The 12,935-nt window shown below is 70.2% G+C and carries 12 protein-coding genes; 4 read left to right on the forward strand and 8 right to left on the reverse strand.

Annotated elements, in window-relative coordinates; genetic code table 11:
* Positions 1–6: 6 nt before the first annotated feature.
* From glyA to BJ965_RS11610, 4 genes are all read left to right on the forward strand, one after another.
* Positions 7–1,269 carry a serine hydroxymethyltransferase gene (gene glyA, locus BJ965_RS11595; RefSeq protein ID WP_184908581.1) on the forward strand — a complete coding sequence of 421 codons (1,263 nt, stop codon included), beginning with the start codon at positions 7–9 and terminating at the stop codon, positions 1,267–1,269.
* An 87-nt stretch (positions 1,270–1,356) separates the two neighbouring features.
* Positions 1,357–2,724, forward strand: coding sequence for an L-serine ammonia-lyase (locus BJ965_RS11600; RefSeq protein ID WP_030851317.1), 1,368 nt, complete (start codon positions 1,357–1,359; stop codon positions 2,722–2,724).
* Positions 2,725–2,827: 103 nt separating this feature from the next.
* On the forward strand, positions 2,828–4,240 hold the full coding sequence (locus tag BJ965_RS11605) for an MFS transporter (protein WP_184908582.1): 1,413 nt from the start codon (positions 2,828–2,830) through the stop codon (positions 4,238–4,240).
* Between the two features lie 130 nt (positions 4,241–4,370).
* A complete protein-coding gene (locus BJ965_RS11610) occupies positions 4,371–4,928 on the forward strand; it encodes a glycoside hydrolase family 25 protein (RefSeq protein WP_184908583.1) in 558 nt (185 codons plus the stop codon).
* A 43-nt stretch (positions 4,929–4,971) separates the two neighbouring features.
* Here BJ965_RS11610 and BJ965_RS11615 read toward each other — a convergent pair whose 3' ends face one another.
* The 8 genes from BJ965_RS11615 to BJ965_RS11650 all read right to left on the reverse strand — a co-directional run bounded on the left by BJ965_RS11615 (position 4,972) and on the right by BJ965_RS11650 (position 12,769).
* Positions 4,972–5,634 carry an NADPH-dependent F420 reductase gene (locus BJ965_RS11615; RefSeq protein WP_184908584.1) on the reverse strand — a complete coding sequence of 221 codons (663 nt, stop codon included), beginning with the start codon at positions 5,632–5,634 and terminating at the stop codon, positions 4,972–4,974.
* 218 nt (positions 5,635–5,852) lie between these two features.
* Complete coding sequence (locus tag BJ965_RS11620) at positions 5,853–6,065, reverse strand: EF-hand domain-containing protein (RefSeq protein WP_030855113.1); 213 nt, start codon at positions 6,063–6,065, stop codon at positions 5,853–5,855.
* Between the two features lie 59 nt (positions 6,066–6,124).
* Positions 6,125–7,039: a MerR family transcriptional regulator gene (locus BJ965_RS11625; protein WP_184908585.1), complete on the reverse strand. Its 915-nt coding sequence runs from the start codon at positions 7,037–7,039 to the stop codon at positions 6,125–6,127.
* A 67-nt stretch (positions 7,040–7,106) separates the two neighbouring features.
* Positions 7,107–8,285, reverse strand: a complete 1,179-nt coding sequence (locus BJ965_RS11630; RefSeq protein WP_184908586.1) for a YncE family protein — start codon at positions 8,283–8,285, stop codon at positions 7,107–7,109.
* Between the two features lie 76 nt (positions 8,286–8,361).
* Entirely contained in the window at positions 8,362–8,970 is a 609-nt protein-coding gene (locus tag BJ965_RS11635; protein WP_184908587.1) for an ATP-binding protein, read from the reverse strand.
* Positions 8,971–9,139: 169 nt separating this feature from the next.
* On the reverse strand, positions 9,140–9,907 hold the full coding sequence (locus BJ965_RS11640) for an enoyl-CoA hydratase/isomerase family protein (RefSeq protein ID WP_184908588.1): 768 nt from the start codon (positions 9,905–9,907) through the stop codon (positions 9,140–9,142).
* A gap of 238 nt (positions 9,908–10,145) precedes the next feature.
* The gene (locus tag BJ965_RS11645; protein ID WP_376777914.1) at positions 10,146–11,369 is read right to left on the reverse strand and encodes a L,D-transpeptidase; all 1,224 of its coding nucleotides are present in this window, start codon (positions 11,367–11,369) and stop codon (positions 10,146–10,148) included.
* A 155-nt stretch (positions 11,370–11,524) separates the two neighbouring features.
* Entirely contained in the window at positions 11,525–12,769 is a 1,245-nt protein-coding gene (locus tag BJ965_RS11650) for a L,D-transpeptidase (protein ID WP_184908590.1), read from the reverse strand.
* Positions 12,770–12,935: the final 166 nt, after the last annotated feature.

A 12,935-nucleotide genomic window follows, 5' to 3' on the forward strand; every position in this document is an offset into this window, starting at 1 on the left:
AGTCGTATGTCCGTCCTGAACACACCCCTGCACGAGCTCGACCCGGCGGTCGCCGCCGCGGTCGACGCCGAGCTGCACCGCCAGCAGTCCACGCTGGAGATGATCGCCTCGGAGAACTTCGCTCCGGTCGCCGTCATGGAGGCGCAGGGCTCGGTCCTCACCAACAAGTACGCCGAGGGCTACCCGGGCCGCCGCTACTACGGCGGCTGCGAGCACGTCGACGTGGTCGAGCAGATCGCGATCGACCGCGTCAAGGAGCTGTTCGGCGCCGAGCACGCCAACGTCCAGCCGCACTCGGGCGCCCAGGCCAACGCGGCCGCGATGTTCGCGCTGCTCAAGCCGGGCGACACCATCATGGGTCTGAACCTCGCGCACGGCGGGCACCTGACCCATGGCATGAAGATCAACTTCTCCGGCAAGCTCTACGACGTCGTCGCCTACCACGTGGGCGAGGACGGCCGGGTCGACATGGCCGAGGTCGAGCGGCTGGCGAAGGAGTCCCGGCCGAAGCTGATCGTCGCCGGCTGGTCGGCCTACCCGCGGCAGCTGGACTTCGCCGCGTTCCGCCGGATCGCGGACGAGGTCGGCGCGTACCTGATGGTCGACATGGCCCACTTCGCCGGGCTCGTCGCGGCCGGGCTGCACCCGAACCCGGTGCCGCACGCCCACGTGGTCACCACCACGACCCACAAGACCCTCGGCGGCCCGCGCGGCGGTGTGATCCTCTCCACGGCCGAACTGGCCAAGAAGATCAACTCCGCCGTCTTCCCCGGTCAGCAGGGCGGCCCGCTGGAGCACGTGATCGCGGCCAAGGCGGTCTCCTTCAAGGTCGCCGCCTCGGAGGACTTCAAGGAGCGCCAGCGCCGTACGCTGGAGGGTGCCCGCATCCTGGCCGAGCGTCTGGTGAAGGACGACGTCCGGGCCGTGGGTGTGGACGTCCTGTCCGGCGGCACGGACGTGCACCTGGTCCTGGTCGACCTGCGCCACTCGGAGCTGGACGGCCGGCAGGCCGAGGACCGCCTCCACGAGGTGGGCATCACGGTCAACCGGAACGCGATCCCGAACGACCCGCGTCCGCCGATGGTGACGTCCGGTCTGCGGATCGGCACACCGGCGCTGGCGACCCGGGGCTTCGCAGCCGAGGACTTCGCGGAGGTCGCGGACGTCATCGCCGAGGCGCTGAAGCCGTCCTACGACGCGGACGCCCTCAAGGCCCGGGTGAAGGCCCTGGCCGCCAAGCACCCGCTGTACCCGGGTCTGAACACGTAACGAAGAAACCTTTCGGGCGCCGCGTCCGCCACAAGCGGTCGCGGCGCCCACCCCCTCCGCACCACCCATGTAGTCAGGAGTTCCCCCGTGGCCATCTCGGTCTTCGACCTGTTCTCGATCGGCATCGGCCCGTCCAGTTCCCACACCGTCGGCCCGATGCGGGCGGCCGGCCTGTTCGTCCGGCGGCTGCGCAACGAGGAGCTCCTGGGGTCCGTCGCCTCGGTCCGCTCGGAGCTGTACGGCTCGCTCGGGGCGACCGGACACGGCCACGGCACGCCCAAGGCGGTGCTGCTCGGCCTGGAGGGCGACTCGCCGCGCACGGTCGACGTGTCGAGCGCGGACGAGCGGGTGGAAGCGATCAAGTCCGGCGGCCGGCTCAACCTGCTCGGCGAGCACGAGGTCGCGTTCTCCTTCGACGACGACATGGTCCTGCACCGCCGCAAGGCCCTCCCGTACCACGCCAACGGCATGACCCTGTGGGCGTACGACGCCTCGGGCGCGGAGCTGCTGACGAAGACGTACTACTCGGTCGGAGGCGGCTTCGTCGTCGACGAGGACGCGGTCGGGGCCGACCGCATCAAGCTCGACGACACCGTGCTGAAGTACCCCTTCCGCACCGGCGACGAGCTGCTGCGCCTGGCCGAGGAGACGGGCCTGTCCATCTCCGCGCTGATGCTGGAGAACGAGCGGGCCTGGCGCACCGAGGAGGAGATCCGCGCGGGCCTGCTGGAGATCTGGCAGGTGATGCGGGACTGCGTGGCGCGCGGACTGTCCCAGGAGGGCATCCTGCCGGGCGGCCTCAAGGTGCGCCGCCGGGCCGCGAACACCGCGCGCAAGCTGCGCTCCGAGGGCGACCCGCTGGCCCTCGCCATGGAGTGGATCACCCTCTACGCGATGGCGGTCAACGAGGAGAACGCGGCCGGCGGCCGGGTCGTCACCGCCCCCACCAACGGCGCCGCCGGCATCATCCCGGCGGTCCTGCACTACTACGTCAACTTCGTGCCCGGCGCCGACGAGGACGGCGTGGTCCGCTTCCTGCTCGCCGCGGGCGCGATCGGCATGCTCTTCAAGGAGAACGCCTCCATCTCCGGCGCCGAGGTCGGCTGCCAGGGCGAGGTCGGCTCCGCCTGCTCCATGGCCGCGGGCGCCCTGGCCGAGGTCCTCGGCGGCTCGCCCGAGCAGGTCGAGAACGCAGCCGAGATCGGCATGGAGCACAACCTCGGCCTCACCTGCGATCCCGTGGGCGGCCTGGTCCAGATCCCCTGTATCGAGCGCAACGGCATGGCCGCGGTCAAGGCCGTCACGGCCGCCCGCATGGCGATGCGCGGAGACGGCTCGCACAAGGTGTCCCTGGACAAGGTCATCAAGACCATGAAGGACACCGGCGCGGACATGTCCGTGAAGTACAAGGAGACGGCCCGGGGCGGGCTTGCGGTGAACATCATCGAGTGCTGAGCCCAGGGGCGGGACCTGTCTTGCCATGCGAGATGGCGATACCGGAAATCAAGATCGCTGACATCGTTGCAGTGCCCATGTTTCACACGTGAAAGACCGAACGATGCCCGCTCCCGCCACCGGTCCAGCCTCCCCGCCCGTCAACCCGCGGTCCCGCGTGCTCGTCGCCAGCCTCATGGGCACGACGATCGAGTTCTACGACTTCTACATCTACGCGACCGCCGCGGTGCTCGTCTTCCCCCAGCTGTTCTTCCCGAGCAGCGACCCGACCACCGCGTTGCTGTCGTCCTTCGCGGTCTTCGGCGCCGCGATGGTGGCCCGTCCGGTCGGCGCCGTCGTCTTCGGGCACCTCGGTGACCGGCTCGGCCGCAAGAAGACGCTCGTCGTCTCGCTGCTGACCATGGGCATCGCCACGTTCCTCATCGGCGTGCTGCCCACCTACGCGCAAGCCGGCTGGCTGGCCACCGCGCTGCTCGTGCTGATGCGGCTCGCGCAGGGCTTCGCGCTCGGCGGCGAGTGGAGCGGCGCCGCCCTGGTCGCGACCGAGAACGCCCCGAGCGGCAAGCGCGCCCTGTACGGCACCTTCCCGCAACTGGGCGCCCCGCTCGGCTTCATCATCGGCAACGGCCTGTTCCTGGTCATGGGCGCGCTGCTGCCGTCCGCGGCGGGCGCCGACCCCTCGCAGCCCTCGGACGCCTTCGTCAGCTGGGGCTGGCGGGTCCCGTTCCTGTTCTCCGCGGTGATGGTCGCGATCGGCCTGTGGGTGCGCTCCCGGCTCGTCGAGTCGGCGGTCTTCGCCAGGACCCGCGAGACCGGCGGGGTGCGGCGGCTGCCGCTCGTCACGGTGGTGCGCAGCCACGGCAGGCAGTTGGTCCTGGGCACCTTCATCATGCTGGCGACCTACGTGCTCTTCTACCTGATGACCACGTTCTCGCTGAGCTACGGACGCGCCGCGAAGGACGCCGCCGTGCCCGGACTCGGCTACGACTACACCACGTTCGTCCTCATGATGATCTTCGGTGTGCTGTTCTTCGCCGCGTTCACTCTGGCCTCGGGCCCGCTCGCGGACCGGTACGGGCGGCGCACCACCCTGATCTGGATCACCGCCGCGATCATCGTCTTCGGACTGGTCTGGGCGCCGTTGATCGGTCTGGGCACCCTCGGCGTGGTGCTGTGGCTCGTCCTCGGCTTCACCCTGATGGGCATGACGTTCGGGCCGATGGGCGCGCTCCTGCCCGAGCTCTTCCCGACCAGCGTCCGCTACACCGGCTCCGGCATCTCGTACAACGTCAGCTCGATCCTCGGGGCGGCGGTCGCCCCGTTCATCGCCGTGGCGCTGTGGGAGGCCGGGGACGGCTCGCCCTGGCTGGTCGGCGTCTACCTCTCGGCGATGGCGGTACTGACGCTGATCGCGCTCCTGCTCGGCAAGGAGACCAAGGACGTCTCCCTGGACGACCGCGAGGCCGCCTCCACCGACGACGCGACCCGGCCCCGGGCGGGCTCCCCCGCCTCCTGAAACCGACCGGCGCTCACCACCGCCGGGTCGCGAGCCTCCTCACGCCCGGCGTACGGCCGTCCTGGCGGGGCATAACAACAACCCCTGACCCGAGGGGACTTCAGCCCCACCCGCACCAGAGGGAGCCCCCATGCTGCGCGGCATCGACGTGAGCGCCTACCAGTCCTCCTCCTACGGAACCGACGGCCTCTCCTTCGTCTTCGTCAAGGCGACGGAGGGGCGCTCCTACGTCAATCCCAAGCTCGCCGCCCAGACCAGACGGGCCCGGGACGCCGGGCTGGTCGTCGGCTTCTACCACTTCCTGTGGCCCGGCAACCTGACGGCCCAGGCCGAGTACTTCGTGAGCAGAGCCCCCGACCGGGCGGGCGACATCCTCGCCGTCGACTGGGAAACCACCAGCAACGGGACGCACGCGAGCAACGCCGAGAAGGACCTGTTCATCCGGAAGCTGAAGGACCTGCGGCCGAACAACCCGGTGGTCCTCTACTGCAACCGGCACTTCTGGCTCAACGTCGATACCACCTCCTATGCGGGCGACGCGCTCTGGATCGCCGACTACGTGAGCGCGGGCAAGCCCCGCATCAAGGCCAAGTGGCGCTTCCACCAGTACACCGACGACCCGCTGGACAAGAACGTGGCCGCTTTCGAGAGCAAGACGGCGCTGCGGAGATGGGCGGAGGATGCCTGACCCGGGGCCTGCCGCGTCTGCCGCGTGATCCGGACGGCGGGCCCTAGCCGCGGAACTCCGGCGTGCGGTCCGGGGAGGCCTCCGACAGGGCCTTGGTGACTCCCTCGACGCCGTCGCGCAGGCCGTAGACCGGGGTGCCGGGCTGTTGGCGCCAGGAGTCGTCGATGCCGCCCGCGTCGACGGTGTCGAAGCCGAGGGCGTCGATCAGGTCCCGTACCTTGCGCTTGGCCGTCTCGTCGTCGCCGGCCACCGGGAGGGCCATGCGGGCGGGGTCGCCGGCGGGGAGCGGCCGGTCCAGGATGTCCTGGGCGAAGGTGCCGTTGAAGGCCTTGACGACCGGGTGGCCGATCCGGCGTTCCGTCCAGCGGCTCTCGGTGATCCCGTCGTCCTCGATCTCCGCGATCCTGCCGTCGCGCTGCTGCGGGTAGTAGTTACCGGTGTCGATGACCGCGACGCCGTCCGCCGCTCCGTCGAGCAGGCCGGCGGGAAGGTCCGGGACCGCCTTCAGCGGAATGGTGACGACGACGATCTCGGCGCCCCGCGCCGCCTCCCCGACCGTCACGGGCGTCGCGCCGGTCTCCTCCGCCAGGGCCGTGAGCGTCTCGGGCCCCCGGGAGTTGGCGACGGCGACATCGTGACCGAGGGCGGTGAGCCGCCGGGTCAGGTTGCCGCCGATGTTGCCCGCTCCGATGATGCCGATCTTCATGTCCTCGCCTCGTCCTTCCGGAGATGAACAGCGCCGCGTGAACCCTTCGTGACCAGGGCAACCTCCGGGGCGGGTGGGCTATTCCGGACCCGGAAGGGGGCCTCGGGCTCTTCGCGCAGGGTCCGGGAGGTCTGACCGGGGTTCCCGGGCACGGCGAGGGGCCCGGTCCGAGGATCGTGGACCGGGCCCCTTCGCCGGAGAACTGGCGAGCCGGAGGCCTACTTGTTCAGGTAGGCCCAGAACTCGTCGAAGCTCAGCTGCTTGTCGCCGTCGAGGTCACGGGTCTTGATGACGACCTCGGCGACCGACTCGGTGACGTTCCAGTCACCCGACTTGGCCAGGGCGCTCTTGAACTCGGCAGCGGTGATGAATCCGTCACCGTCCGTATCGATCCGCTCGAACTGCTTGCGTGCTTCCTCGATGTCCGCCACCGATCCGCCCCTCATCTCGTGCTGTGCGTCCTGCTGACGCAGGTCTGACGCAGGTCAGATTAACCGGCCGCGTGAGCCTCCAGCGCGGCGACCACCCAGACGAACTCCTCGTCGTAGGTCGGCTGGGAGTCGAGGCCGTTGACGATGGCCTGTAGTTCGCGGTAGCGGGCGACCCGTACGTTGGAGGCCGCCGTGAGGCGTTCGAGTACGACGGCCCGGTCGATGCCACCGAGCAGGTCCCGGAGGACCTCGTCGGCCTCCGGTGCGTCCGGGGCGATGCCGCGCTGCCGTGCCTCGCCGGCGAGCGACACGAGCCGGCTCACGAACCACAGGGACGAACCGGCCGGGGCGTCCGGCCCCTGGTCCGCCGCGTTGAACTCGATCATCTGCCGCATCTGCGCGCGAAAGCCGGGGTCCTGGATCAGCTCGGCGAGCTCCACCCATGCGTCCACCTGCTCGGGCGTGGGGTCGTCGGGGAGCTTCGCGGCCGCGAAGCGCAGCCTGCGGCGGATGTCCGGGTCGGCCGGGTCGATCCCTTCGAAGATCTCCGCCATGAAGTCCTCCACGATCCGCCGCCGCTCGGCCGCCGACAGCCGTGCCAGTCTGTTCATGAGCGCCATCTCCTCCAGGCCGGAATCCCGCTTCGCCACGGTCGACAGCACCGCACGGGTCACCTCGAGCGCCCGGATCTGCGCGTCCAGCGCGACCACGTGCGCGGCCGCGACCTGCGCGACGGTCGTCTCACCGGCCAGGATCCGGCGGACGTCCGTGAGGCCGAGGCCCAGTTCGCGCAGGGTGCGGATCAGCTCCAGCCGTGCCACGGACGCCGCGTCGTACAGCCGGTAGCCGCCCGCGGACCGGCCCACCGGGGGCAGGGCGCCCTCGTCGGACCAGTAGCGGATGGTGCGCACGGCGAGTCCCGTGACCCGGGCCAGTTCACCGATGGTGAGCAGTCCGGTGCGGTCGTCGATCATGACCGCGAGTCTGGACCCTCCAGCGGGTGGAGGCTCAAGGAGCGCGTCGGCGGGAGGCGGACGGGCGTCACCGGAACACGCCTGTGTGGCCGAGCGAGTAGCGGCCGGGCTGCGGGTAGACCGCGAGGCCGTGCGGGCCGCTGCCGACGGGGATCCGGGCGAGCTGGATGCCGGTGCGGGTGTCGACGGCGTACACCTCGGCGTCGTAGCGGCCGGACAGCCACAGCACCTTGCCGTCGGCGGAGACACCGCCCATGTCGGGGCTGCCGCCGTCGGGCAGTTTCCACTTCTTGGTCAGCCTGCCCTGGGTGAAGTCGAAGACGGAGATGGTGCCTTCGCCGCGGTTGGTCACGTACATCTCGCGGGAGTCGCGGCCGACGTAGAGGCCGTGGCAGCCCTTGCCGGTGGGCATCAGGGTGGGCTCGGTGAACCGGTCGCCGTCCAGGACCCACATGCCGTGGGCCATCATGTCGGCGATGTAGAACCTCTTGCCGTCGGGTGAGACCTTCACGTCCTGCGGCATGGCGCCCTGGAACGGCAGCCGCTGCTGCCCGACGACCTCCATCCTCTCGGTGTCGACCTTGAGCAGTTCGCCGCTGAACTCGCAGGAGACGATGAAGTAGCGGCCGTCGAGGGAGAAGTCGGCGTGGTTGACGCCGTAGCAGGAGACCGGGACGGTCTTCTTCACCTTCATGGTGTGCGGGTCGCGGAAGACCAGCTCGCGGTCGAGGGAGGCCATGACGACGGCGTATCTGCCGTTGGGCGTGAAGTAGAGGTTGTAGGGGTCGTGGACCTCGACGTCCTTGCCCGCCTCGCCGGTCCTCGGGTCGATGGGGGTGAGGGTGTGGCCGCGGTTGTTGTTGACCCAGAGCGTCTTCAGGTCCCAGGAGGGCACGACGTGCTGGGGTTGCCGGCCCACCCGGATCGTCCCGGTGACCTCGTACGTCTTCGGGTCGATGACGGTGACCGTGTCGGACTCGGTGTTGGGGACGTAGACCCGGGACGGGAAGTCCTTGACCACGGGGGACAGCTTGTTGGGACGGTCGGCGGCGTACACGTCCTCGGGGTCCAGGACGGGCGGCATGCCGGGCAGGCCCTTCACGGGCTTCTTCTCGGGCGGGGCGGGCACGGCGGCCTCGGTACCACGCGCTTCGGAGGTCCGTTCCCCGCTGCCGGTGCCGCAGGCGGAGAGGACGGCGAGGGTGGCACCCGCGACCAGGGCGCTCTTGACGAGATGGCGGTGCATTGCCCTATTCAATGGGTGCCTCGAAGGGAAACCGGTGATTCGTCCGTCCGGCGACCGGGTGAGGCATCGCGTGCGCTCAGCGGTCGGCGACCCGCATCTCGAACCAGGTCGTCTTGCCCCGGGGCAGCAGATCGACCCCCCAGCGGTCGGCCAGCTTGTCGACGAGGAACAGGCCCCGGCCGCTGATGTCCATCTCCTGGACCGGCATCAGGCACGGCAGCCCGCGGGAGGGGTCGCGGACCTCGACGCGGATCCAGCCGCGGCGCCGGTGCAGGCGCAGTCCGAAGACGCGGGCGCCGGTGTGGCGTACGGCGTTGCCGACCAGTTCGGAGACGAGCAGAACCGCGTCCTCGGTGGTCTTGGGGGTGAGCCCCCAGTGGCGCAGGACCACGACCTGGGTGAGGCGTCTCGCGGTGGCCGCGGACTCGGGGCGGGACGGCAGTGGAACCTCTGCCTCCGTCGGGTTGCCGTACAGCTCGAGCGCCTTCAGCGCGTGTTCGTCCTCGACGGTCGGCGACCAGCGCGCCGCGGCCGCATGTGCGTCTCCCCGCGGCTGTTCCATACCCTCCAGCCCCGCCATGCCCCCATCATGGCCGCCCGGGGCGTCCGGCGGGGCCGTTCCCGGGGAATACGCCCCAGGGAGCGGGGGGTGAACCGATGGCCGTACGTCATATGCCAGCGGCACTTCGGACCCTTCGACACCTCACCTGACCTGCTGGAACGTATCGTTCCGGGGCAATCGACGGAATCTCCCGTTCCGGCACCCTTAAGGCTGTCTTAAGGGTGCCATAAACCGCCCCATCGAGGGACCCCGGGTCAGACACCGTGTCAATTGCAAGCCCCTGGAGGGATGTTCAGAGGAACTTCGCCTTGCCCGGGCCCTCCTCCACGAAGCTGCGCATCCCGCGCTCGCGGTCCTCGGTGGCGAACAGGCCGGCGAACCAGTTCCGTTCGACCGCGAGGCCCGTGTCGATGTCCGTCTCCAGGCCCGTGTCGATCGACTCCTTCGCCGCGCGCAGCGCCAGCGCCGGTCCCTGCGCGAGCTTCGCGGCCCAGGCGTGCGCCTGCGCGTACACCTCGCCGACGGGGACGACCCGGTCCACCAGGCCGATCTCGCGGGCCTCGTCGGCCTTCACCATGCGGCCCGTGAAGATGAGGTCCTTGGCCTTGGAGGGGCCGACCAGGCGGGCCAGGCGCTGGGTGCCGCCGGCACCGGGGATCAGGCCGAGCAGGATCTCCGGCTGGCCGAGCTTGGCGTTCTCGCCGGCGATGCGGAAGTCCGCGCACAGGGCGAGTTCACAGCCGCCGCCCAGCGCGTACCCCGTCACGGCCGCGACGACCGGCTTGGGGATCCTGGCCACCGCCGTGAACGAGTCCTGGAGGGCGCGGGCGCGCAGGACCATCGCGGTGTGGTCCATCGCCTGCATCTCCTTGATGTCCGCACCGGCCGCGAACACCTTCTCGCCGCCCCAGAGCACCACGGCCCTGACGTCCTCGCGGCGCGTGGCCTCCTCAGCCAGTTCCTTCAGCCGGTCCTGCGTGGCGATGTCCAGCGCGTTCATGGGCGGGCGGTCGAGGCGGATCGTGCCGACGCCTTCAGCGACTTCGAGAGAGACGGTCATAGGCAGCAGGTTAACGGGGGCTAACAGGGTTGGGGGCGGTGCGGTGGGTCACATCGGCCGGGGGTCCGGGGGTTGCCCCCGGGCAGGCACAGCACGGGGGCTAACAGGGTTGGGGGCGGTGCGGTGGGTCACATCGGCCGGGGGTCCGGGGGTTGCCCCCGGACAGGCACAGCACGGGGGCTGACGCGGAGGGCCCCGGTGCGGTCGGTCACACCGGGGCCCTCGCGTCGCGGGAGAACTACTTCGTCCACTTCTCCCAGGACATGTTCCAGCCGTTGAGCCCGTTGTCCGGGGCGACGGTCCGGTCCTCGGAGTTCTTGACGACGACCACGTCGCCGACCATCGAGTGGTTGAAGAACCACGCGGCCGGCACCTTCTTGTCCCAGCCGCCGCGCACGTCGCGCAGGCCGATGCAGCCGTGGCTGGCGTTGTAGTTGCCGAAGGCGCCGCTCGCCCAGTAGTTGCCGTGCAGGAAGGTTCCGGAGGTGGTCAGGCGGACGGCGTGCGGGACGTCCTTGATGTCGTACTCGCCGCCGTAGCCGACCGTCTCGCCGTTCATCCGGGTCACGGTCAGCATCTCGCTGATGACCATCTGGCCGTTCCAGGTCTCCATGCCGGGCTGGCCGGTGGTGACCGGGATGGTCTTGATGGTCTTGCCGTCGCGCATGACCTTCATCGTGAGCTTCTTGGCGTCGACGACGGAGACCTGGTTGCGACCGATGGTGAACTTCACCGTCTTGTCCTGCTCGCCGTAGACACCGGAGCGTCCCTCGACGCCGTCGAGGTTCAGGTCGACGGTCACCTTGGTGCCGGGCTTCCAGTACTTCTCGGGGCGGAAGTCGAGACGGTCGTTGCCGAACCAGTGGCCCTCGACGTCGACGGCCGGCTCCGTCGTGATGCGGATGGCCTTCTCGACGTCCTCCGGGTTGGTGATGCCCCGCGAGAAGCGGACGGAGAACGGCATCCCGACGCCGACCTTGGAGCCGTCCTCGGGGGTGAAGGTGCCGGTGAAGGTGTTCTCCGGGGTCAGCGTGGTGAAGCCGGCGTCCTCCGCGGCCGTGCGGCCCTCGGAGTCCTTGGCGACCGCGTGGACCGTGTACTTGGTGGCCCCGGCCAGATGGGTGGACGGCGTCCAGTTGGCGCCGTCCCCGGATATCTTCCCGTCGACCTTCTTGCCCTTGGCGTCCTTGACCTCGACCTCGGTCAGCTTGCCCTTCTGTGCGGTCACCTTCAGCGCACCGCTGGTGTCGACGGACTTGGCCCCGTCCTTGGGGGTGATGCCGACGACCGCCTCGGACTGCTTGCTCTGTGCGGCGCCCGAGTCCTTGCCCTTGCCGTCGCCCTCACCGGCCCCGGTCCCCCCGCCGCACGCCGTCACGGCGAGCAGCAGCACACCGATCGCCGACGCGAGCATTCCGTTCCTGCGCCCAACCGACGCCCCCGATATCGGTCGCCCGTTCACGTGGTTCTCCCCTCCCAGGGCCTGGTCAGGCCCGCACCCCGCGCGATCCCCCGCGCGTCGGCGAATAGTAACCACAGGGTGCGCGGCACCGGCGGCCCGCGATTGTCACCGTTCGGTCCCAACAGATCGCCGGCTCAACCCGCCCCCTTGTCGGGCTACTTCACCGCACTGCCCGCCTTCCATGCATTCCAGTCCATATTCCAGCCTCCGAGCCCATTGTCGGGAGCGACCTTTTTGTCATTGCTGTTGACGACCTCGACGACGTCCCCGACGAGGCTTCGGTCGAAGAACCAGCCGGCCGGGGTGTCCGAGCCGCCGCCCTTCACGTCGCGCAGTCCGATGCAGCCGTGGCTGACGTTGGTGCGGCCGAAGACGCTGTGGTGCGCCCAGTAGTTGCCGTGCAGGAAGGTCCCGGAATCGGTCAGTCGCATGGCGTGCGGGACGTCCGGGATGTCGTACTCGCCCTTGCCGTCGCGCTTCTTGAAGCCGACCGTGGCGCCGTTCATCCGGGTGACGTCGAGCATCTCGGTCACCACCATCGTGCCGTTGTACGTGGTGTTCCCGGGGGCCCCGGCCGTGACGGGCACCGTGGCGAGGGGCTCGCCGTCGCGCCGGACCTCCATGGAGTGCGCGGCGGCGTCGACGATGGAGACCTGGCTGCGGCCCACGGTGAAGGAGAACGTCTTGTGCTGGAGGCCGTAGACGCCGGGCGCGCCCTCGACGTCGCGCAGGTTCAGGGCGACGGTGACCTGGGTGCCGGGTTTCCAGTAGTCCTCGGGGCGGAAGTCGAGGCGGTTCTTCCCGAACCAGTGCGGGCGGATCTCGACGGCCGGGCGGGCGGTGACCCGGACCGCGCGTTCGACGGCGGCGCGGTCGGCGATCTGCCGGTTGAACTCCAGGGAGACGATCATGCCGGTGCCGACCGTGGCGCGGTTCTCCGGGGCGACGTAGCCGATGAAGCGTTCCTCCGGGACGTAGGTGGTGAAGGTGGTGTGCCGGGCGGAGCGGCGTCCGCCGCCGTCCACGGCCACCGCGTCGATCGTGTACTTGGCGGCCAGCGCGAGCCGTTCGTCGTCGGGTTCCCAGGTCAGGCCGTCGGCCGATAGGTGCCCGGGCACCGGGGACTCCTGCGCGTCCTGCGACCTGACGACCTTCACCTTCTCCAGCCGGCCGTCGGGCACGCGCACCCGCAGCCTCTTCCCGGGGCGCACTCCCCTGCTGCCGTCGTCGGGCGACACCTTGATGACGTCCTCGGGCGCCGGGGGCGCGCCGAACGCCCCGGCGATGCCTCCCGCGTCGTCCGAGGTACAGCCCGTGGCCCCGGCGAGGAGCCCTGCCCATGTCACTACGGCGGCCAGCGCGGCCCTCGCGCGCCGCGCGCGCCCTTGTACGTGCCTCACGCGGTGCCCAACGACCGGCCGTGTCCCCGGGAAACGACCATGCCCGCCCCCGGGGAAACGTGAGTGCGACCCACCCTCTGGGCAGAACAGTGGGGAGGACGACGCGCAGGGGAGCCGCGACCCGGGCCGCAGCACTGGCCGCACCCCTCTGTCCCCCGTCGTCCCA

Origin of the sequence: Streptomyces luteogriseus, from assembly GCF_014205055.1 — a bacterium.
Lineage (GTDB): Bacteria > Actinomycetota > Actinomycetes > Streptomycetales > Streptomycetaceae > Streptomyces > Streptomyces luteogriseus.

Excerpts from the sequence above, each read along its gene's own strand:
- BJ965_RS11625 (WP_184908585.1), bottom strand. The coding sequence starts at position 7,039 with ATGATCGACGACCGCACCGGACTGCTCACCATCGGTGAACTGGCCCGG.
- BJ965_RS11615 (WP_184908584.1), bottom strand. The coding sequence starts at position 5,634 with ATGAAGATCGGCATCATCGGAGCGGGCAACATCGGCGGCAACCTGACC.
- BJ965_RS11605 (WP_184908582.1), top strand. The coding sequence starts at position 2,828 with ATGCCCGCTCCCGCCACCGGTCCAGCCTCCCCGCCCGTCAACCCGCGG.
- glyA (WP_184908581.1), top strand. The coding sequence starts at position 7 with ATGTCCGTCCTGAACACACCCCTGCACGAGCTCGACCCGGCGGTCGCC.
- BJ965_RS11610 (WP_184908583.1), top strand. The coding sequence starts at position 4,371 with ATGCTGCGCGGCATCGACGTGAGCGCCTACCAGTCCTCCTCCTACGGA.
- BJ965_RS11630 (WP_184908586.1), bottom strand. The coding sequence starts at position 8,285 with ATGCACCGCCATCTCGTCAAGAGCGCCCTGGTCGCGGGTGCCACCCTC.
- BJ965_RS11640 (WP_184908588.1), bottom strand. The coding sequence starts at position 9,907 with ATGACCGTCTCTCTCGAAGTCGCTGAAGGCGTCGGCACGATCCGCCTC.